Consider the following 19155-nt stretch of genomic DNA (forward strand, 5'->3'; position numbering starts at 1 on the left):
TCAGCGTCGTCGGCTCTGGTGCTGCATCGCCTGCCGCCCCTTGACGACGCCCCAGACGATCACGATCACCAGTGCGATGACACCGATGATGGCCAGCCAGCGGACCGCCTCGAGGAGCAACCCGAGCAGGATGAGCACGCCGGCGACCACGCCGACGACCCAGAGCAGTGCGCGCATCTCGAACCTCCCGTAACCGGCCGCGCCTGGTGCGCCGGGCCCGGGTTCAGGTTCCCCGTCCGGCCGACACCATGCCGATTGATCGACTCGGGTTCTTTCAGGCCAGGGTGTCCGGGGCGCGGAGACACCCCGACTCTCGAAAATCAGAGTCGATCAAGGACGAGCTCAGCCGCCGGCGCGCGCCACGTACACGGTGTTGGCCGACTGACCACCGGTCAACGGGTTGGCGAACGGCACGACGTGCGCCCGTACGTCCACGAACACCTCGGTGAGCGCCGCGGTGAACTCGGCGTCCGGCGGGTCGTCCGACCAGAGCGCGAAGACCCCCTCAGGGCGCAGCAGCGCGGCCAGCCGGCGCAGACCGGCCGGCGGGTAGAACGCGGCATGGCTGGGGTGCAGGACGTTGCGCGGGGAATGGTCGACGTCGAGCAGCACCGCGTCGAACCGCCGCCCGGGCACCTCGGCGTCGAAGCCGACGTCACCGGCCACCGCCGCGAAGAAGTCGGCCTGCACGAACCGGGTCCGCGGATCCTCGGCGAGGCCCGCCGCGAACGGCAGCAGCCCCTGCCGGTGCCAGTCGATCACGTCCTCGATCGCCTCCACCACGAACAGCGAACGCACCCGGGGGTCGCCCAGTGCCGTGCAGGCGGTGTATCCCAGCCCGAGACCGCCGACCACCACGTCGATCGAGTCACCGGGCACCTCGGCGAGACCGAGCCGGGCCAGCTCGATCTCCGCGACGGGGAAGAGGCTGGACATCAGGTACTCGTCGTCGAGCTTGACCTCGTACACCTCGACCTGAAGTGCCGGGTCCCGGCGTCGACGCAGGCTGATCGCGCCGATCGGCGTCTCCCGCCAGGCCAGTTCCTCGAAACGCGCGCCCACGGGTGGCCCTCTCGCCGTCGTTTTCGTCCCCGGATGGTACCGGTTGCCCCGTGCCGGCCACGCAGGGAACACGGGACATCGACGGAACGCATATCCTGTGCCCGGCCGATCCGTCGGAAGGGACCTGATGCCGTCGCGGCAGGACCAGCTGCACTCCTACCAGTTCAGCGTCCAACGGGCGGTCGCCGCCCTGGTCATGCGGGAGACCGACCCCGCGCAGTCGCCGTTTCGGCGGCTGGCCGGCGCGGGTCTGGCCAGCGTCCTGGTCGCGGCGATCGGGCTCGGTGGCTCGGCGCTCTACGGGCTGTTCGCCGGTGGCGGCAAGGGCTGGCGCGACCCGGGCGCGGTGATCGTGGAGAAGGAGTCCGGCGCCCGGTTCGTCTATCGCGAGCAGAAGCTGCACCCGGTGCTCAACTACGCCTCCGCGCTGCTCATCGTCGGTGCGGACCGGTCGAAGACCGTACTGGTCTCCCGCCGCACGATCGACGGCGTGCCGCGCGGGCTGCCGCTGGGCATCGCGGACGCGCCTGATTCGCTGCCCGCCCCCGGCCGGCTGGCCAACGGGGGGTGGACGGTCTGCTCGACCGTCCCCGCCGGCGCGGGCAGCGAGGCACCCCGCTCGGCCCTGCTGATCGGCACCGAGCCCGACGGCGGTCGGCCGCTGGGCGACGAGGCGCTGCTGCTGCGCCACCCCGACGGCGGGTTGCACCTCGTCTGGCACCAACGGCGATACCTCGTGCGTGATCCGAGCCGGGTGCTGGCCGCGCTCGCCACCACCCGGGCGCAGGCGGTGCCGGTGGCGCCCGCCCTGCTCAACTCGCTGCCGGCCGGCACCGACCTCGCCCCGCTCGACCTGCCCGGGCTGGGCCGTCCCGCCACCGGCGTGCCGGGCACCACCGTCGGCACGGTCTACCTGGTGAGCAACTCCGGCGGCGGCCGGCAGTACGCGGTGGCGCTCGACGCCGGGTTGGCCGGCATCACCGAGTTGCAGGCGGGGTTGTTGCTGGCCCGCACCGGGCAGGGCGAGCCGGTGCCGATGACGCTGGGTCAGTTCGCCGCGCTGCCCACGGTGCCCGACCTCGCTCCGACCGGCCCGAACGCCCCGCCACCGAGCCCGCCCCGGCTCGCCGCGGGCGGCGACGGGGCCCTCTGCACCCGGGTCGCCGACGACGGCGGGGTTGGTGAGGTGCGGTGGGGCGTACCGCTGCGGGACCTGACGGCCGCTCCCCGCACCGCGCCGACCGGCGGCGCGGTGCTGGCCGACCATGTGCTGGTGGAGCCGGGTCGTGGCGCGGTGGTCGAGGCCGCCGCGGCGCCCGGTGCGACCGGCGGTGCGGTTTCCGTGGTCACCGACCTGGGCCGGCGGTACGTGTTGGCCGACCGGGAGGTGCTCGCGATGCTCGGTTACCGCAGTGTCCGACCGTTGCGGTTGCCGGCCGGCCTGGTCAGCCTGGTGCCCGCCGGCGCGACCCTGGACCCGGCCGCCGCGCGTGCCGTCGCCGCCGCCGACTGATCCCCCCAAACCCCGCCCCCCGGGCCGCCGGGCCGCCAGGGCGGCGGTGATCAAGAGGTTTGCGTCAAAAAACGGCGCGAGCCTGACGCAAACCTCTTGATCACCGGAGAGCGACGCGCGGCAGACGGTGTCAGTCGGCCGGACGGCGCAGGACGCTGACCGCGAACGGCGCGTCGTCGCGCCACGGGCGCAGGTCCCAGGTGGCGAAGCGGTGCTCCACGCGCAGCCCGGCGGCCACGGCGTCGGCGTCGAACGCGGTCAGTGGATAACCGCGTTCGGTGCCGAAGCCCACTGTCAGCACACCGTCGGGGCGCAGGTGCGCGGCGACCCGGCGCAGCACCTCCGGTTCGGTGCCGACGGCGACGAAGGCGAGGACGTTGCCGGCCAGCACCGCCGCGTCGAACGGCTCCGCCTCACCCAGCGCCGGTAGGTCCAGCTCGGCCAGGTCGGCGACCAGCCACGTCGGGCCGGGATAGTCGGCGCTGGCCGCCGCCACCAGCGCGGGGTCTGCGTCCACCCCCACCACTGTGTGCCCACGCTCGGCCAGCGCGGCGCCGACCCGGCCGGTGCCGCTGCCGGCGTCGAGGATCCGTGAGCCGGGCGCGACCAGAGTGTCCACCAGGCGGGCCTCTCCGGCCAGGTCCGCGCCCTCGGCCGCGAGCTTGCGGAACCGGTCGATATACCACTGCGAGTGCTCGGGACCGGTGTCGGTCGCCCAGCGGGTCGGGTTGGCCATGAGGCCACCGTAACCGGGCCGGTGGGGGAGCGGCGGGGGACCCGGAGGAGACGATCATCCCTTCTCCGCGCCGCTGGTCAGCCCCTCGGTGAGCAGGCGTTCGCTGGCGAAGAAGAGGATCACGATCGGCAGGGTGAGCACGACCGACCCGGCCATCAGCACCGTCTTGGGGACCTCCACACCGTCGGCGAGCAGGGACAACCCCAGCGACACCGTCCACCGGTCGGGCTTGTCGACCAGGAACAGCAGGGCGAAGAGGAACTCGTTCCAGGCGATCATGAAGTCGTAGAGCGCGACCGCCATGACCGACGGCATGGCCAGCGGCAGGCTGACCCGCCGGATGATGCCCAGCCGGCCGGCGCCGTCGATGGCGGCGGACTCCTCCAGGCTGACCGGGATGGTCTCGAAGTAGTTCTTCAGCATGTAGACCGAGACCGGCAGTGTCTGCGAGATGTAGACGAGCACCAGGCCGAACAGCGAGCCGCGCAGCCCGGCGAGGCTGAACACCACGAACAGCGGGATCGCGATGACGATCGACGGGAACAGGTAGACCGCCAGGAACAGGAAGTCGACCTGCCGCCGGCCGAAGAAACGCAGCCGGGCCACCGCGTACGCGCCGGGAATCGCGACGAGCAGCGTGAGCACGGTCGCCGCGACGGCGACGAGGCTGCTGTTGCGGATGAAGGTGAGGAAGCCCTGGCCGCCGTCGTCGGTGGCCTTGAGCACCTCGGCGTACGTGGCGACGGTCAGCTCACCGAAGCCGACCACCAGCGCGCCCGGGTCGAGCAGCAGCCGCTCGATCGGCCGCACCGAGAGCACCAGCATGTAGTAGAAGGGGAAGACGGTGACCACCAGGAACGCGGCGATCACCAGTCGGCGCAGCCAGCGCAGGCTCACCGTCTCGACCACGTCCCGGTCCATCAGCTCACCCTCCGTCCGAAGAAGCGCAGGTAGATCAGCACGAACACGATGAGCACCACTGCCAGCACGACCGCCTGCGCGGCCGCGGCGCCGATGTCGGTACGGGCGGTGAGGAACTCGTACACCCGCACGCTGACCACCTCGGTGCCCGCCGCGCCGCCGGTGAGCAGGTAGACGTCGTCGAACTTGTTGAACGTCATGATGAAGCGCAGCACGCCCAGCAGGGCGATCACCGGCAGCAGTTGGGGCAGCAGGATGTGCCGGAACCGTTGGGTGGGGGTGGCTCCGTCGACCCGGGCGGCCTCCTCCAACTCACCGGGCACCGCCTGGAGCCGGGCCAGCAGGAACAGGAAGGCGAACGGGAAGTAGCGCCACGCCTCGAACGCGATCACCGTGGCCAGGGCCGTCGACTCCTGGGACAGGAACGGCACCGGGGCGTCCCAGCCGAGCAGGCGCTGGCCCCACGCGTTGACGATGCCGAGCTGCGGGTCGAGCATCACCTGCCAGACGAAGGTCACCGCGACCACCGGCGCCACGTACGGCAGCAGCATGGACGCCCGGACCAGGGTGCGACCCCGGAACGGCCGGCGGACCACCAGGGCGGCCACCAGGCCGAGCACTATCGACCCGACGGTGCCGCCGACGCTGTAGATCAGCGTCACCCACAGCGTCTCGGCGAAGCCGGGGGTGTGCAGCACCCGGTCGATGTTGTCCATGGTGAAGTCGCCGAACAGGCCGGTCTTGCGCAGCGTGGCGAGCCGGACCCGTTGGAAGGCGAGCACCACGGTCCACACGATCGGGATGCCGATGACCGCGATCGTGACGAGCAGGGTCGGTGCGACCAGCGCGAGCCCGGCCCGGGATTCGCGGCGGCGCAGGGTCAGTGGTCGGCGCCGGGGTGGCTCCGGCCGCTCCCGGGTGGGGGAGCGGCCGGGGCCGGGCGCGGTGGTCGTCAATTGACGCCCGCCTTGATCGCGTCGACGTCCTTCTTGGCGCGGTTGGCGGTGGCCGTCGCGTCGGACTTGCCGGAGACGAGGTCAGCCAGCACCTTCGGCACCGGCAGCTCCCCGAGCATGGCACCGACCAGCTTGCCCTGCCCCTGGCTGAGGCCCCACCGCCCGAACGTGTCCGGGCTGCGGCGCAGCGTGGCCAGCACCTCGTCGCCGTACACGTCGGCGAGGGGCTTCTTGGCGTCCACGCCGGCCTGGCTGGTGTTCCACCGGGTCAGGTACGCCTCCGGCTCGGCCGGTGTGCCCTTGCGGACCGGGAAGCGGCCCTCGGGGGACATGCCGAACCAGCTCGGGTAGCCGTCACTGAGCATGTACTCCACGAAGGACTTCGCCGGGTCGGCCGCCGCGCCGTCCAGCACGGCCCAGGAGCTGATCTCGCCGTACTGGGCCGGCTCGGTGCCGTTCGGGCCCTTGATCGCGGTGACGAAGCCGCTGTTCTTCGCGAGGAACCCCGGGTCGGCCTGGCACTGCGGGCAGGTGGGCTTGGCGTCGTTACGCAGCCCGGCCAGCTCGTCGAGGATGAACGGAGACCAGATCACCATGGCCGCCTTGCCGGCGAAGTAGGTGGCCCGGGTGGTGTCCACGTCCTGCGCGCCCTTCACCGAGCTGTTGCGGATCAGGTCGCCGTAGAAGCGGAACGCCTCGACGCACTGGGGCGAATCCAGGGTGACCTTGCCCGAGTCGTCGCTGAGCTGGCAGTCGTTGGCCAGCGCCAGGTGTTCGAAGGTCTGCTGGGTGAACACGTCGCTGGGGGCGGTCGCCGCGGTGATCCCGGCGACGCCGCCGGTGTTCAGTCTCGCCGCGGCGGCGGTGATCCGCTCGTACGTGTCGGGTGCGGGCAGGCCGGCCGCGGTGAACAGGTCCTTGCGGTAGACGAGCAGTTGGCCCCAGCCGTCGCTGGGCACGGAGAGCTGCTTGCCCTCGTCGGAGGTGAGCTCCAGCGCCCGCGGTGAGAACGTCTGCCTGCCCAGCTTGTCGACGACCTCCGCGTTCGCCGAGGCGTGCAGCAGCTCGTTGCCGGCGAGCGTACGGATGCCGGCGAGGGAGACCGAACCCACGACGTCGGGCAGGTCACCGGCGGCGGCGTTGGCGGCGATCAGGGAGGGGAACTGGTCCTCGTTGACGGTCACCAGGTCGACCTGGATCCCGGTCTTCGCGGTGAAGTCGGCGACGATCGCCTTGGTGGCGGTGACCCGGTCGGCGACGTCCTCCAGGCTCCAGACGGTGATCTTCTTGCTGCTGCTGTCCGATTCGTCGTCTCCGCAGGCCAGCAGGGTGGACGCTGTCAGTGCCATGATCAGGGTGGTGGCGAGTATCCGCCTCGGAGGTGCTGACATCGGTGGCACTCCTCTCGAAGGGTACATGAAGGATCCAACACCTTCGATTGATCAATAGCAAGACATATGGCTATTTTTTGCTATCCTGGAACCCAGTGCTACCGGGATGTGACACATGGGCAACTGGGTGGTCTCTCTCGCCGGGCCTCGACGGATCAGCCTCGAGCCCTGCCCCCCGGATCCGCTCGGCCCCGGCCAGGTCCGGGTCCGCACCTCCTACTCGGGCATCTCCGCCGGCACCGAGCTGACCCTCTACCGGGGCAGCAATCCCCGGCTCAGCAAGGACTGGGACGACGCCGCCCGGATGTTCGTCCCCCGGCAGACCCCGGTGCCCTACCCGCTGATCGGCTTCGGCTACGAGGAGGTCGGTGAGGTCGTCGAGGTGGCGCCGGATGTCACCGACCGCCACCCCGGGCAGCTCGTCTGGGGCATCTGGGGGCACCGGGCCGAGGCCGTGCTCGCCGCCGAGGCGGTGAATCCGCTCCCCGCCGGGTTGGACCCGCTCGCCGCGGTCTTCGCCCGCCCGGGGGCCATCGCGCTGACCGCCGTGCTCGCCGGTGACCTGCACCTCGGCGACTGGGTCGCCGTCTTCGGGCAGGGCGTCATCGGGCTGCTCGCCACCCGACTCGCCGTGCTCTCCGGCGCCCGGGTGGTGGCCGTGGACCCGGTGCCCGGCCGGTTGGAGCACGCCGCCCGGTACGGCGCGCGAACCACTGTGGACGTCCGCGCCGAGTCCGCCGCCGCCGTGCTGCGTCGGGCCACCGACGGCCGGGGCGCGGACGTCTGCCTGGAGTTGTCCGGGGCGTACCCGGCGTTGCACGAGGCGATCCGATCCACCGCACACGCCGGTCGGGTCGTGGCCGCCGGCTTCTACCAGGGCCAGGCCGACGCGCTCGGCCTCGGCGAGGAGTTCCACCACAACCGCATCCAGTTGGTGGCCGCCCAGGTCTCCGGGCCCACCCCCGCGCCGAGCATGGCCGGGCGGTGGACCGGTGACCGGGTCGCGCAGACCTTCATGGACCTGGTGGCCGAACACAGCGTCGATCCGTTGCCGCTGGTCAGCCACATCGTCGACGCCAGCGCGGTCGCCGACGCCCTCGCGCTGCTCGACCGCGGCGCCGGTGACGTCCTCCAAGTGGTGCTGAGGTTCTAGATGACCACCATCGCGCTGGCCTGCCAGGAACAACTCCTGCCGGGCACCAACCTGATCCAGAAGTACGCCCTCGCGGCCGCCCTCGGCTACCAGGGCATCGAGCTACGCGGACGCGGTGACCTCGCGTTCGCCCGTCGCCTGCCCGAGCTGCGCCGCGCCCGCGCCGCCGGGGTGGTGATGCCCACCGTCTGCGTCGAGATGGACCACTTCATTGGCGACTTCGACCCCGCCCGGTCCGCCGACGCCGTGCGCAACCTGCGCTCCCAACTGTCGGCCATCGGCGAGCTGGGCGGCATCGGCGTGATGACACCGGCCGCCTGGGGCATGTTCTCCCGGCGGCTGCCACCGTTCGAGCCGCCGCGCCCGCCGGCCGGTGACCGGCAGGTCCTCCTCGACGCCCTGGGCGAGCTGGGCGAGCACGCCCGGGCCGAGGGGGTCACCCTCTTCCTCGAACCCCTCAACCGGTACGAGGACCACATGGTCAACCGTCTCGACGAGGCGGTGGCGCTCTGCGCCGCTGTCGGGTTGCCGTCGGTCCGGGTGGTCGCGGACACCTTCCACATGAACATCGAGGAGGACGACATGCACCGCGCGCTGCGCGCCGCCGCGCCCTACCTCGGTCACGTGCAGGTCAGCGACTCCAACCGCTACCAGCCGGGCGCGGGGCACCTGGACTGGCCGGCGCTGGTGCGTACGCTGCTGGAGCTGGACTACTCCGGCTGGCTCGCCCTGGAGTGCCGGCTGCGCGGCGACCCGGTCCGGGCCCTGCAACAGGCCGCCACGGTGCTGCGTCACGCCCTGCCCCGGCGGGCCGCCGCGTGACCGCCGGGGCAGGGCCGACGCGCGTCGGCGTGACCGCCCACCTCGACACCGTCCGCACGGGTGGGCCGGCCGACATGGCCGGGCTGCGCCGACTCGCTGTCGACACGCTCGACGCCAACTGGGAGCACGACCACACGGTGCCCTCCCGCACGCTCTACCCGCACCAGTGGAGCTGGGACTCGGCGTTCATCGCGATCGGGCTGGCCCAGATTCGTCCCGACCGGGCCCGGCGGGAGCTGACGAGCCTGTTCCGGGCCCAGTGGGCCGACGGAAGGGTGCCGCACATCGTGTTCAACCCGGCGCTGCGGGTCGGCGCGTACTTCCCGGGGCCGGAGATGTGGCGCTCGGCGGACGCCCAGGGCACTCCTGACGTGGACACGTCCGGCCTGGTCCAGCCGCCGGTGCACGCGCTCGCCGCGTTGCTCGCGTACCGGCGGGCACCCGACCCGGCCGGGATGGCCGCCCTGCGTCAGCTCTATCCCGCACTGGTCGCCCAGCAGCGTTACCTGGCCGACCGGCGGGACGTGGTCGGCGACGGGCTGGTCTGCATCGTGCACCCGTGGGAGTCCGGCCTGGACAACAGCCCCGCCTGGGACGAGCCGATGGCCGCGGTCGGAGCCGAGGCCGCGGTGATGCGCGCGTACCGTCGGCATGACACCGCGCACGCCGACGCCGCGCACCGCCCCACGGACCTGGACTACGCGCGTTACCTGGCGATCGTCGCCGCGTACCGCGACAACGGCTACGACGACCGGAGTCTGGCCGAGGGCCATCCGTTCCTCGTGGAGTGCCCGCTGTTCAACGCGGCGTTCGGGGCGGCCGAGCACGCCCTGGCCGAGATCGCCGTGCTCATCGGCCACGACCCCGGGCCGCACCGGGCCCGTGCGTCCCGGATCACCGAAGCCCTGGTACGCAGGCTGTACGCCCCGGACACCGGCACGTTCCAGCCCCGCGACCTGCGCACCGACCGGCTGGTCAGCGCCCGTACCGTGCTCGGGCTGACACCGCTGATCCTGCCCGACCTGCCGACCCGGCAGGTCGACGCGCTGGTCGTCGAGGCCCGCTCGGCGCGCTTCGGGGTGGCCCGGCACATGGAGCGGCCGTTGCCCACCCACGACCGCACCGCGCCCGACTTCGAGCCGCTGCGTTACTGGCGCGGCCCGAGCTGGCTGAACACCGGCTGGCTGATCCGGCGCGGGCTGCTCGCGCACGGGCACCCGGAGCTGGCCGCCGGGCTGCGCCGCTCGATGATCGGTCTGGTCGCCGGGGCCGGGTGCCACGAGTACTTCCATCCGGACACCGGCGTCGGGTTGGGCTCACCGGCGTTCAGTTGGACCGCCGCGCTGCTGCTCGACCTGCTGGCCGAGTGAGTGTCTGGCGGGCCCCGGCTGGTAGCGTGCCCGGTCTTCGACCGGAAGGGGCGGCGTGCCCGAGATCGACAAGGTGGCCTGGATCCTCATCGAGGACGGGCGGGTGCTGAGCACCCGGTCCGTGGGCAAGGACGTCTGGTATCTGCCCGGTGGCAAGCGGGAGCCGGGTGAGACCGACCTGGAGACCCTGCGCCGGGAGATCGACGAGGAGTTGAGCGTCGACGTGGACGTACGCGACGCGGTGCACCTGGGCACCTTCACCGCTGCGGCACACGGCCACGCGGGCGGCACCACAGTGCGGATGACCTGTTACCGGGCCGGATATCAGGGGCGGTTGCGCCCGGCCAGCGAGATCGCGGAGATGGACTGGCTGGGGTACGCCGACCGGCACCGCACCTCGCCGGTCGACCAGATCATTTTCGATTACCTGCTGGCCGAGGGCCTGCTGCGCTGACGGCGCAGTTTGCCGACGCCGGCCGGGGGTAACCGCCCGGGCGTGACCGACGGCGACGGGTTTCCGTACTTCATCGACGCGGTGTCCCGGCGTTCCGGCCTGCCGAGCGAACAGGCCGCCGCGCTCGCCCGCGCCGTCCTCCAGACGATGGCCGAGCGGGTGACCGGCGACGCGCCCGACGACCTGGTGGGGCACCTTCCGGACGAGGTCGGCGGCTACCTGGCCGGTCCCGCGCCGGATGAGCCCGGAACCGTCGGTCCAGCGCCGGACGCGGTCGGGACGGTTGGTCCTGCCCCGGGGCGGGGTGGGGTCGCCGGCCCGGGCATGGACGGGCCGGACGCCGGGCTGGGCCTGGATGTCGGCGGCACCGCCGTTCCGCCGCATGCGGACGCCGGTCCGGCGGAGTTCCTTCGTCGGGTGGGACGGCGTGCCGCGGTGGATCCGGCGACCGCCCGGGCCGGAACCGGGGCGGTCTTCGCGACCCTGCGTGAGGCGATGACCGTACGGGAGTTCCGGGACATGGTGGCGAGACTGCCGCGCGGCGACGAGGGCGGGGCCGCGCCCGAACGGCTCGGGCCCTGACCCCCTCCCGTGCCCGTCCGGCCGGGTCCGGGGAAGATCGACTCGGGTTCCTTGAAGTCGGGGTATCAGGGACGGCAGCTGTCCTGCTCACCGGTCGGCGGCGTCGGCCTCGGGCAGCTCTTCGGGCTCAGTGACCCAGGCGGAGAAGACCGGCACCCCGTGCCACGGCCCGGTGACACCGTCCGCCCGGGTGTCGGTGGCGACGGCCACCACGGCGTACGGGTGGCCGAACCGCAGCTCGGCGGTGCGGGCGACGCCCTCGGGCGGCAGGCTGACCAGCCCGACCATGCCGGTGACGGCCGCCGCCTCGAAGCCGTACCGGCCGAACCGGGCCATCGCCACCTGACGCGCGTCGAAGCTCTCGATTGGTTGGGCAAGCGCCTTCGCCAGCATCGTCGACGCCGCCTTGAAGCCGAGCGCCGGCGCGGTCAGGTCATGCTCACTGCGGGCAGACCAGCAGGGGAGGACGGCGTTGTGGCGCTCCTCGCGGCCGTCGCGCGCCCGGGTCCGCACCCGCTCCTCGCGTACCGTCCACAGCGGAGCATCACCGAGCGGCAGGTCGAACAGGGACCGGGCGCCGGCCGGTTGCGCGCCGTCGGCCGCGCCGACACTGAGGTCGTACGCGACGGCCAGCACCTCGCTCGGCGGCACCTGCGGGTCGGCGGCCACCGAGAGGACCACCAACCCGGCACCGTCGGTCGTCTGGGCAGGGGCGGCGTGCACGATCACGTCACCGAGCCGCTCGGTGGACACGATGGCGCAGCGGTGACCATGGCTCGGGCTGCGCAACGCCCGTCGTAGCCCGCGCGCCCACGGGCTGCCGCCACCGAGCGCGCCGGCGTCGGCGACGTCGAACGGGGTCGCCCAGGACACCCGGGTGGCCAGCGCGCTGGCCAGGGCGAAGACCACGTTCGGGCTGACCTTCAGGGGAAACGTGTCGATCAGGCCGTCGGTGTGCTCGCGCGCCCAGGCGTCCAGACCGGCCTGATCGGGCAGCTCACCGACGTCGGTCGTCCTGGGCAGCGCGGCCCGCCACGCGGCCGAACCGCCGTCACCCCGCCCCGCTCGGCGCCAGAGCGCGGTGGCGGACCTGACCAGCGGATGCGGCGCGTCCAGCAGCACGCGGGCGACCTCGGCCGCGCTGGCCAGGTCGGTGCCCAAGGCGTGAGCCAGGTCCTCGGCGGCCGGGCCGTCGGCGCTCGGGCCCTCGCCGGCCGCGTCCTCGGCGGCCGGGTTGGATTCGGCCGGCTCGGTGTCGGCCGGCTCGATGTCGGCCGGCTCGGTGTCGGCCGGCTCGGTGGCGCAGACCGCGAGCAGCAGCCAGGCCCCGAGCGGGGAGGCGACGTGGTGCCGGTCGCCGACCGTGGCGTGCAGCCGTGCGGCGTACGCGGAGAGCGGCCCGTGCAGATCGGTCGTCATGCCCCCACTCTGCCCGCCGACCCGGCTCACGACCACAGCTCGAACGGCTCGTCGATCTCCTCGCCGGCGAGGAAGGCGGTGATCAGCCGGGGGAGCTGCCCGGGATAGAACCGTTCCGGGCTCGCGATCACCTCCGGCAGCGGCCACCAGCGGAAGGCGAAGTAGTCCTCCAACTCGTAGTCGAGCCGGTGCGCCTCGTCCACGTCGGGACCGGCACCGGCGAGCCGTACGCTGACGACGACCTCATCCTGGACGTGCCGCAGCTGGCGGTGCAGGAAGCTCGCCCGTCGGCGCCAGGTCGGTGCGCCCACATGGTCGGCGGTGATGAGGATGCCGGTCTCCTCGTGCAGCTCCCGCACCGCCGTGTCGAGGTAGGTCTCTCCGGGATCCATGCCGCCGCCGGGCAGCTCCCACCAGGTGCCCAGCCGGGGGTGGTCAGGGTCGCGGGTGTGGAACAGCAACACCCGATCCAAGCCGTCGGTGACCACCACCCGCACCGCGCGTCGTTCCAGGATCGGCAGGTCGCGGGGCAGCTCGTCCATCGGGCCAGTCTGTCGCACCGACCGCTCGGGGCGGCGGGTAGGCTGCCCGCCGTGGCTGGTCTGTTGAGGAATGTCGCGGCTCGCATCTCCCGGGTAGGCGCGGTGATTCCGTCGCCTCGGCGCACCGGGCCGGCCCCCGCGCAGGTGGCCCGCCGCCGCCAGGTGAGCGCGTTGCAGCGTCGGGAGCTGACCTACGCTCCGGAGCGCGACGGCCAAGCCGACCCGGGCGAGATCGTCTGGACGTGGGTGCCGTACGAGGACGACCCCCGCCAGGGCAAGGACCGGCCGGTGCTGGTTGTCGGACGGCACAGCCGGACGCTGTTCGGGCTGATGCTGTCCAGCCAGAGCGAGCGGGACGGGCAGCGGCACTGGTTCGCGCTCGGGCCGGGCGAGTGGGATCGGGACAACCGGCCGAGCTGGGTCCGGTTGGACCGGGTACTCACCATGCGTGAGGACAGCATCCGCCGCGAGGGCGCCGTGCTGGACCGGCCCCGGTTCGACCGGGTCGGGCAGGCGCTGCGCGCCGGCTACGGCTGGCGCTGACCCGCACACCTGTAGAGCTGCCCCACGGGTGGGGCGTCTGGGTGGTCCGCGCGCCCGGGGTGCGCTGGGCTGCGTGCTGTCCCCATCGACGGGCGTCCGAGGTGGTGCCGTGCGGCCCGATGGTCGCTGCGCCGCGAGCTGTCCCAATCGACGGGCGTTCGAGGTGGATGTCGCGTGCGGCCCGATGGTCGCTGCGCTGCGAGCTGCCCCATTACCGGGGCAGCTCTACAGCGACGCAGGTAGGGGTCCGGGGTCAGGAACCGGCGCGGACCTGACCGACGTGGTCAGGCCGACTCGCGGCTCGGGCCGACCGCGGCGCCCTTCGCGTCCGGCGGCGGGTACGGCCGGTCGGCGAGCAGCCGCGCCAGGTGTGCGGTGTTGAGCGCCAGCGCCTTCGTGGTGCGACCGGTGGTGTCGGGCTTGGGGCCGGCGTCGCGGTAGTCCACCTTGTGCAGTGCCTCACCCACCCAGTAGGTCGCCGCGGCGGCGGCGAGGGTGAACCCGACCTCGTTGAGCGCCTGCTGCACCTGGCCGATGGTGTGGTGCGCGCCGTCCTCGTTGCCGACGACGGCTACCCCGGCCACCTTGCCGTAGGTGAGCAGCCGGCCCTCGTCGTCGGTCTCGGAGAGTTCGGCGTCGAGACGTTCGAGGACCATCTTGCAGACGCTGGACGGTTGGCCGAGCCAGATCGGCGTGGCGATGATGAGCACCTGCGCCGCCAGCAGCTTGGCGCGGATCGCCGGCCAGCCGTCGCCGTCGCCCTCGTCGGTGGACACGCCGAAGCGCACATCGTGGTCCACCACCCGGACCAGTTCGCCCTCCACGCCCTGGGCGGCCAACTCGTCGAGCACCTCCCGACCGAGCTGTTCGGAGCTGGACGGGCCCGGTGACGGCTTGAGGGTGCAGTTGAGCACGAGGGCGCGGATGGTCGCCACGTCGAGTTCCTTTCGGCCGAGTTGCTTGCCCATACCCGGACGGCGCCCGTATATTCAACCAACAAGTTGATTAGCCAACAGGTTGAAAGCGGCAGATGACAACAGATCCCGTCAGCGCGGTGTTCGCCGCACTCGCTGATCCCACCCGCCGGGCCATTTTGGCCCGGCTCGCAACCGGCGAGGCGACGGTCAACGAGCTGGCAGCGCCGTTCCCGATCAGCCTCCAGGCGATCTCCAAGCACCTCGCGGTGCTGGAGCGCGCCGGCCTGATCGTGCGGACCCGGGAGGCGCAGTGGCGTCGTTGCCGGCTCGACCCGGCGCCGCTGCGGACGCTCGCCGAGTGGGTCGACCAGTACCGCCGACTCTGGGACGACCGTTACGACACCTTGGACGACTACCTACGCGACCTGAAGGAGACCCGTCATGAACAATCTCCCTGACCTCACGATCGACCTGCCGTCCGATCGGGAGGTCACCCTCACCCGGTCCTTCGACGCCCCACGCGAGTTGGTCTACGCCGCGCACACCCAGGCCGAGCACCTCAAGCACTGGTGGGGGCGGGGTAACCCGCTGGACGTCGAGATCGATTTCCGGGTGGGCGGCCACTATCGCTGCGTCGAGCACGCCCAGGACGGCAACGACTACGCCTTCCGCGGTGAATACCGGGAGATCGTCGTGCCGGAGCGGATCGTGCAGACCTTCGAGTTCGAGGGCATGCCCGGCCAGGTGGCGGTGGAGACGCTGGTCTTCACCGAGCAGGACGGGCGCACCACCATCACGAGCAGCACCCGCTTCGACACCACGGCGCAGCGCGACGGCATGATCGACTCCGGGATGGCCCAGGGGGCAGCCGAGTCGTACGCAGCGCTGGACCGGTACCTCGCCACACTGCGCTGACTCCGCCCCCGTCACCGTTAAGCGGTGCGCTGGTGGGCCGCCCGGTGGGATGGTGTCCGGGTGAGCGAGGACATCACGCGGCAGGTGGCCGAGCGGGTCCACACTGGCTTCGGCCTGCATCTGTCCACACTGGAACGGGTGACCCACGGCGCGGACCAGCGCGCCCGACTGTGGCTGGCCTGCGGCGTCGATGGCTCTCGGTACGCGGTCAAACTGAGCGGTGGCGGCACCCGCGCCGGCCTGGCCGTGACGGCGTACCTGGCCGGCCAGGGGGTGCCGGGCATCGCCGCGCCGATGCCCACCCGGGACGGGCGGCTGTCCGTCGAACACGACGGCCACCGCCTCTCGGTCGTGCCCTGGGTCTCCGATCAGCGGGCGCTCGACGGCCCGATGACCGACGCGCACTGGCGCGCGTACGGCGAGGTGCTGGCCGCCGTGCACGCGGTGCCGGTGATCGACGAGGTGCGACGACTGTTGCCGGCGGGCGGCGCGGCGTACCCCTCGATCGTGGCCGGGACCCGCGCGGTGGCCGAGCGGCTGCGCGATCCGGATCCGGACGACCTCGCCGGGCCGCTGGCCGCGGAGCTGGCGGGCGTGTGGTCCGGGGTGGCCGACCGGGTGGTCACACTGACCCGTGACGTCGAGCGCCTCGCCGTCGACCAGCGCGCCCGGCCCGGCCCGGCCGTCGTCTGCCACAGCGACCCGCACCTGGGCAATCTGCTGCTCGGCCCGGACGGGCAGGTCTGGTTGATCGACTGGGACGACGTGGTGCTCGCCCCGCCCGAGTGTGACCTGATGTTCGTGCTGGGTGGGGTGCTCGCCTTCGCGCCGATCAGCACCCGTCAGCAGAAGGCCGTTCTCGCCGGCTACGGCCCGGCCGACATCGACCCGGCCCGCCTGGCGTGGTTCCTCGCGGTCCGCGCGCTCGACGACCTCAGCGACTGGACCCGCCAGGCGCTGGACCCGGACGCCGAGACGGCCGACAGGGATCGGGCGGCGCGCATCGTGCGGGGGTTGGTGTCGCCGGTCGGTCTGGTCACCCTCGCCGACGCGGCGCTGCGCGATCTCGACCGGCGGCGTTGACCGAAAGACCCGGCCGCCCGCGACGGGAAACAACAAAGGCAAGGAGCTCATGCGCTCCTTGCCACCTCCAACATATATCGCACCCGGGGCCTTGTGGCAAGACCCGGGTCGTGCCGCAGAATCACCACCCTGAGCCCAAAGCTGGGAAAATCGGGGGATTTGATGATCGATGTCATCATTGCCGGCGGCGGGCCGACCGGCCTGATGCTGGCCAGCGAGTTGCGACTGCACGGGGTGCACGTGCTAGTGGTGGAGAGGGACACCGAGCCGACCCCGTACGTCCGTGCGCTCGGGCTGCACGCGCGCAGCATCGAGGTGATGGATCAGCGTGGCCTGTTGGAGCGGTTCCTCGCGCTCGGCCAGCAGCACCCGGTCGGTGGCTTCTTCGCCGCCATTCCCAAGCCGTCGCCGAGCGGGCTGGACACCGCCCATCCGTACGTCCTCGGCATCCCGCAGACCACGACGGACCGCCTGCTGGCTGAGCACGCCGCCGACGTCGGCGTGGAGATCCGGCGCGGCTGCGAACTGGTCGGGCTCAGCCAGGACGACGACGGGGTGACAGTGCGGTTGGCCGACGGCGGGCAGCTGCGGTCGCGCTATCTCGTCGGCTGCGACGGTGGCCGCAGCACCGTGCGCAAACTGCTCGGCGTCGGCTTTCCCGGTGAGCCCAGCAGGGTCGAGTCCCTGTTGGGCGAGATGGAGGTGGGCGTAGCACCGGAGACGGTGGCCGAGGTGGTGGCCGAGGTGCGCACGACGCACCTGCGGTTCGGCCTCGGGCCGCTGGGCGACGGGGTGTACCGCGTCCTGGTTCCCGCCGAGGGGGTGGTCGAGGATCGCTCGGTCCCGCCGACCATCGAGGAGTTCAAGCGACAACTGCTGGCGTACGCGGGCACCGACTTCGGCGTGCACTCACCGCGCTGGCTCTCCCGCTTCGGCGACGCCACTCGGCTGGCCGAGCGCTACCGGACCGGCCGGGTGCTGCTGGCCGGCGACGCGGCGCACATCCACCCGCCAACCGGCGGGCAGGGGCTCAACCTCGGCATCCAGGACGCGTTCAACCTCGGGTGGAAACTGGCCGCCGCCGTCAACGGCTGGGCGCCGGACGGGCTGCTGGACAGTTACCACACCGAACGGCACCCGGTGGCCGCCGACGTCCTGAACAACACCCGCGCGCAGATGCTGCTGCTGTCGCCCGAGCCGGGACCCCGGTCGGTGCGTCAACTGTTGTCGGAGCTGTTGGACTTCGAGGACGTCAACCGGTACCTGATCGAGAAGGTCACCGCGATCGGGGTCCGCTACGACTTCGGCGAGGGCCACGAGATGCTCGGCCGCCACCTGCGCGACGTACGGCTCAAGCAGGGACGCCTCTACGAGCTGATGCGCGGGGGCCGCGGACTGCTGCTCGACCAGACCGGCCGGCTCTCCGTCGCCGGGTGGGCGGACCGGGTCGACCACGTCGTCGACGTCAGCGAGGAACTGGACGTGCCCGCCGTGCTCCTGCGGCCAGACGGCCACGTGGCGTGGGTGGGCGACGACCAGACGGAGCTGCTCGGCCAGCTGCCCAGATGGTTCGGTGCAGCCGCCGGCTGAACGGTCAGAGCTCGGTCAGCCAGGCGCTGTCGACCAGTTGCCGGGGTGACCGGGCACCGCCGAGGCTCTTCGCCTGGTACATGGCGGCGTCGGCGCGGCTGAGCGCGTCGGTGAGCTGGGCCGGGCCGGACACCGGGGCGAGCCCGACGGACGCGGTGACACGGACGCTGCACCCGTTGAGCCGGATCGGCGCGGCGACGGTCTCGGCGAGTCGGCGGGTGGAGTGCTCGATCCAGCGCCGGTCGACTGTGGGGCTGGAGAGCAGCCCGGCGAACTCGTCGCCACCGAGGCGGGCGACGAGGTTGTCCCCGGCGAAACCGGCGAGCCGGTCGGCCACACTGATCAGCACCTGGTCGCCGGCGGCGTGCCCGTACCGGTCGTTGATCTGCTTGAAGTCGTCCAGGTCGAGCACCACGGCGATCAACGGCTGACCGGCCGCGTCGGTGAGCAGGGTGGCCGCCAGGCGGTAGAAGGCGCGCCGGTTGGGCAGCCCGGTGAGTGGGTCGTGACTCGCGGCGTGCCGCTCGGCGGCGAGCTCGGCCTGAAGGTGATCGATCTCGGCCTCGGCGCGCACCGCCCGTCGGCGTAGTTGCCAGGAGGAGAGCAGGGCGCCGGCCGCGCAGATCCCGGAGGCGACACTCATCGGATCCGGCACGAACCCTCCCATCCCCGCGACCGCCTCCAGCCTCCGGTCGACACGTCACACCGCGTCGGGCCCACTTTTGCCTGATGGTTGCCCCTGCGGGGGTAACTCAACGTGAACGGATGGGCACCGATCATGTGCGTTATCATGCTCGCCGTCCGGTGCAGATGCAATAGCAGATGCACGTGCAGAACTGTCCGAAGTCGATACCGCACCCCTCGCCGTCACCGCTCCTCCCACGGCCACCGGCGGGCTCGTGAGCAGAAAGACGCCTCCATGCATCAGCCACCCAATGGCGTACCGATCCATCAGTTGCCTCCGCTGAGCTGGCAGAAGAGCCGCCGCAGCAACCCCAGCGGCAACTGCGTCGAACTCGCCGAGCTGCCCGGGGGAGCGGGCATCGCGGTCCGCAACTCACGGCACCCGGAGGGCCCGGCGCTGATCTACACAGTGGACGAAATCGCCGCCTTCGTGCTCGGAGCGCGCGACGGGGATTTTGACCACCTGATCAACTGACCGTCCCGCGTGAGCCGTCCCGGCGAC

22 protein-coding genes are annotated in these 19155 nt (G+C 72.1%); 12 read left to right on the top strand and 10 right to left on the bottom strand.

Translation table 11 applies throughout. The annotated features are described in order from the left end of the window. Both GA0070619_RS32775 and GA0070619_RS10205 read right to left on the bottom strand, forming a co-directional pair. Positions 1 to 177, bottom strand: a complete 177-nt coding sequence (locus GA0070619_RS32775; RefSeq protein ID WP_172862018.1) for a hypothetical protein — start codon at positions 175 to 177, stop codon at positions 1 to 3. Between the two features lie 165 nt (positions 178 to 342). Beyond that, positions 343 to 1062, bottom strand: coding sequence for a polyamine aminopropyltransferase (locus tag GA0070619_RS10205; RefSeq protein WP_088947840.1), 720 nt, complete (start codon positions 1060 to 1062; stop codon positions 343 to 345). Between the two features lie 127 nt (positions 1063 to 1189). Between GA0070619_RS10205 and eccB the strand changes: the two genes are divergently transcribed. Continuing rightward, positions 1190 to 2575, top strand: coding sequence for a type VII secretion protein EccB (gene eccB / locus GA0070619_RS10210; protein WP_088947841.1), 1386 nt, complete (start codon positions 1190 to 1192; stop codon positions 2573 to 2575). A gap of 130 nt (positions 2576 to 2705) precedes the next feature. On the opposite strand, the gene GA0070619_RS10215 is transcribed toward eccB, so the two are convergent. From GA0070619_RS10215 to GA0070619_RS10230, 4 genes are read right to left on the bottom strand one after another with little or no spacing between them, the layout of a single operon-like run. Continuing rightward, positions 2706 to 3311, bottom strand: coding sequence for a class I SAM-dependent methyltransferase (locus GA0070619_RS10215; RefSeq protein ID WP_088947842.1), 606 nt, complete (start codon positions 3309 to 3311; stop codon positions 2706 to 2708). Between the two features lie 54 nt (positions 3312 to 3365). Beyond that, on the bottom strand, positions 3366 to 4232 hold the full coding sequence (locus tag GA0070619_RS10220; protein WP_088947843.1) for a carbohydrate ABC transporter permease: 867 nt from the start codon (positions 4230 to 4232) through the stop codon (positions 3366 to 3368). Next, complete coding sequence (locus GA0070619_RS10225; RefSeq protein WP_088947844.1) at positions 4232 to 5188, bottom strand: carbohydrate ABC transporter permease; 957 nt, start codon at positions 5186 to 5188, stop codon at positions 4232 to 4234. The genes GA0070619_RS10220 and GA0070619_RS10225 overlap by 1 nt, the downstream gene beginning before the upstream one ends. Beyond that, positions 5185 to 6579, bottom strand: a complete 1395-nt coding sequence (locus GA0070619_RS10230; RefSeq protein ID WP_088947845.1) for an ABC transporter substrate-binding protein — start codon at positions 6577 to 6579, stop codon at positions 5185 to 5187. Before GA0070619_RS10230 ends, GA0070619_RS10225 begins: the two co-directional genes overlap by 4 nt. A 115-nt stretch (positions 6580 to 6694) precedes the next feature. On the opposite strand from GA0070619_RS10230, the gene GA0070619_RS10235 reads away from it, so the two are divergent. The 5 genes from GA0070619_RS10235 (at position 6695) to GA0070619_RS32330 (ending at position 10960) form a co-directional block, all read left to right on the top strand. Then, positions 6695 to 7732, top strand: coding sequence for a zinc-dependent alcohol dehydrogenase (locus GA0070619_RS10235; protein ID WP_088947846.1), 1038 nt, complete (start codon positions 6695 to 6697; stop codon positions 7730 to 7732). After that, complete coding sequence (locus GA0070619_RS10240) at positions 7733 to 8554, top strand: sugar phosphate isomerase/epimerase family protein (RefSeq protein WP_088947847.1); 822 nt, start codon at positions 7733 to 7735, stop codon at positions 8552 to 8554. It abuts the gene before it with no gap. 74 nt (positions 8555 to 8628) lie between these two features. After that, positions 8629 to 9924, top strand: coding sequence for an MGH1-like glycoside hydrolase domain-containing protein (locus GA0070619_RS10245; RefSeq protein WP_088951685.1), 1296 nt, complete (start codon positions 8629 to 8631; stop codon positions 9922 to 9924). A gap of 55 nt (positions 9925 to 9979) precedes the next feature. Then, positions 9980 to 10378 carry an NUDIX hydrolase gene (locus GA0070619_RS10250; protein ID WP_088947848.1) on the top strand — a complete coding sequence of 133 codons (399 nt, stop codon included), beginning with the start codon at positions 9980 to 9982 and terminating at the stop codon, positions 10376 to 10378. 42 nt (positions 10379 to 10420) lie between these two features. Further along, positions 10421 to 10960 carry a DUF2267 domain-containing protein gene (locus tag GA0070619_RS32330; protein ID WP_172862019.1) on the top strand — a complete coding sequence of 180 codons (540 nt, stop codon included), beginning with the start codon at positions 10421 to 10423 and terminating at the stop codon, positions 10958 to 10960. Between the two features lie 87 nt (positions 10961 to 11047). On the opposite strand, the gene GA0070619_RS10265 is transcribed toward GA0070619_RS32330, so the two are convergent. Continuing rightward, the gene (locus GA0070619_RS10265; RefSeq protein ID WP_088951687.1) at positions 11048 to 12379 is read right to left on the bottom strand and encodes a serpin family protein; all 1332 of its coding nucleotides are present in this window, start codon (positions 12377 to 12379) and stop codon (positions 11048 to 11050) included. A gap of 26 nt (positions 12380 to 12405) precedes the next feature. Continuing rightward, a complete protein-coding gene (locus GA0070619_RS10270; protein WP_088947849.1) occupies positions 12406 to 12921 on the bottom strand; it encodes an NUDIX hydrolase in 516 nt (171 codons plus the stop codon). Positions 12922 to 12972: 51 nt separating this feature from the next. Between GA0070619_RS10270 and GA0070619_RS10275 the strand changes: the two genes are divergently transcribed. Continuing rightward, positions 12973 to 13464, top strand: a complete 492-nt coding sequence (locus GA0070619_RS10275; protein WP_030336385.1) for a type II toxin-antitoxin system PemK/MazF family toxin — start codon at positions 12973 to 12975, stop codon at positions 13462 to 13464. A gap of 284 nt (positions 13465 to 13748) precedes the next feature. On the opposite strand, the gene GA0070619_RS10280 is transcribed toward GA0070619_RS10275, so the two are convergent. Next, positions 13749 to 14399, bottom strand: a complete 651-nt coding sequence (locus GA0070619_RS10280) for a flavodoxin family protein (RefSeq protein ID WP_088951688.1) — start codon at positions 14397 to 14399, stop codon at positions 13749 to 13751. 95 nt (positions 14400 to 14494) lie between these two features. Here GA0070619_RS10280 and GA0070619_RS10285 point away from each other — a divergent pair, with 95 nt between their 5' ends. The 4 genes from GA0070619_RS10285 to rox all read left to right on the top strand — a co-directional run bounded on the left by GA0070619_RS10285 (position 14495) and on the right by rox (position 17969). Continuing rightward, positions 14495 to 14839 (top strand): ArsR/SmtB family transcription factor, encoded by a 345-nt coding sequence (locus tag GA0070619_RS10285; protein ID WP_088947850.1) that lies wholly within the window; start codon positions 14495 to 14497, stop codon positions 14837 to 14839. Next, positions 14823 to 15296: an SRPBCC family protein gene (locus tag GA0070619_RS10290; RefSeq protein WP_088947851.1), complete on the top strand. Its 474-nt coding sequence runs from the start codon at positions 14823 to 14825 to the stop codon at positions 15294 to 15296. The genes GA0070619_RS10285 and GA0070619_RS10290 overlap by 17 nt, the downstream gene beginning before the upstream one ends. Before the next feature lie 60 nt (positions 15297 to 15356). Then, positions 15357 to 16379 carry a phosphotransferase enzyme family protein gene (locus GA0070619_RS10295; RefSeq protein ID WP_088951689.1) on the top strand — a complete coding sequence of 341 codons (1023 nt, stop codon included), beginning with the start codon at positions 15357 to 15359 and terminating at the stop codon, positions 16377 to 16379. Positions 16380 to 16541: 162 nt separating this feature from the next. After that, a complete protein-coding gene (gene rox / locus GA0070619_RS10300) occupies positions 16542 to 17969 on the top strand; it encodes a rifampin monooxygenase (RefSeq protein WP_088947852.1) in 1428 nt (475 codons plus the stop codon). A 4-nt stretch (positions 17970 to 17973) separates the two neighbouring features. On the opposite strand, the gene GA0070619_RS10305 is transcribed toward rox, so the two are convergent. Next, entirely contained in the window at positions 17974 to 18624 is a 651-nt protein-coding gene (locus GA0070619_RS10305) for a GGDEF domain-containing protein (protein WP_088951690.1), read from the bottom strand. A 264-nt stretch (positions 18625 to 18888) separates the two neighbouring features. On the opposite strand from GA0070619_RS10305, the gene GA0070619_RS10310 reads away from it, so the two are divergent. Then, positions 18889 to 19128, top strand: a complete 240-nt coding sequence (locus GA0070619_RS10310; RefSeq protein ID WP_088947853.1) for a DUF397 domain-containing protein — start codon at positions 18889 to 18891, stop codon at positions 19126 to 19128. Positions 19129 to 19155 lie beyond the last annotated feature (27 nt).

Source organism: Micromonospora zamorensis, assembly GCF_900090275.1.
Classification (GTDB): Bacteria; Actinomycetota; Actinomycetes; order Mycobacteriales; family Micromonosporaceae; genus Micromonospora; species Micromonospora zamorensis.

Excerpts from the sequence above, each read along its gene's own strand:
- GA0070619_RS10290 (WP_088947851.1), top strand. The coding sequence starts at position 14,823 with ATGAACAATCTCCCTGACCTCACGATCGACCTGCCGTCCGATCGGGAG.
- GA0070619_RS10240 (WP_088947847.1), top strand. The coding sequence starts at position 7,733 with ATGACCACCATCGCGCTGGCCTGCCAGGAACAACTCCTGCCGGGCACC.
- rox (WP_088947852.1), top strand. The coding sequence starts at position 16,542 with ATGATCGATGTCATCATTGCCGGCGGCGGGCCGACCGGCCTGATGCTG.
- GA0070619_RS10310 (WP_088947853.1), top strand. The coding sequence starts at position 18,889 with ATGCATCAGCCACCCAATGGCGTACCGATCCATCAGTTGCCTCCGCTG.
- eccB (WP_088947841.1), top strand. The coding sequence starts at position 1,190 with ATGCCGTCGCGGCAGGACCAGCTGCACTCCTACCAGTTCAGCGTCCAA.
- GA0070619_RS10235 (WP_088947846.1), top strand. The coding sequence starts at position 6,695 with ATGGGCAACTGGGTGGTCTCTCTCGCCGGGCCTCGACGGATCAGCCTC.
- GA0070619_RS10230 (WP_088947845.1), bottom strand. The coding sequence starts at position 6,579 with ATGTCAGCACCTCCGAGGCGGATACTCGCCACCACCCTGATCATGGCA.
- GA0070619_RS10270 (WP_088947849.1), bottom strand. The coding sequence starts at position 12,921 with ATGGACGAGCTGCCCCGCGACCTGCCGATCCTGGAACGACGCGCGGTG.
- GA0070619_RS32775 (WP_172862018.1), bottom strand. The coding sequence starts at position 177 with ATGCGCGCACTGCTCTGGGTCGTCGGCGTGGTCGCCGGCGTGCTCATC.
- GA0070619_RS10285 (WP_088947850.1), top strand. The coding sequence starts at position 14,495 with ATGACAACAGATCCCGTCAGCGCGGTGTTCGCCGCACTCGCTGATCCC.
- GA0070619_RS10265 (WP_088951687.1), bottom strand. The coding sequence starts at position 12,379 with ATGACGACCGATCTGCACGGGCCGCTCTCCGCGTACGCCGCACGGCTG.
- GA0070619_RS10245 (WP_088951685.1), top strand. The coding sequence starts at position 8,629 with ATGGCCGGGCTGCGCCGACTCGCTGTCGACACGCTCGACGCCAACTGG.
- GA0070619_RS10220 (WP_088947843.1), bottom strand. The coding sequence starts at position 4,232 with ATGGACCGGGACGTGGTCGAGACGGTGAGCCTGCGCTGGCTGCGCCGA.
- GA0070619_RS10215 (WP_088947842.1), bottom strand. The coding sequence starts at position 3,311 with ATGGCCAACCCGACCCGCTGGGCGACCGACACCGGTCCCGAGCACTCG.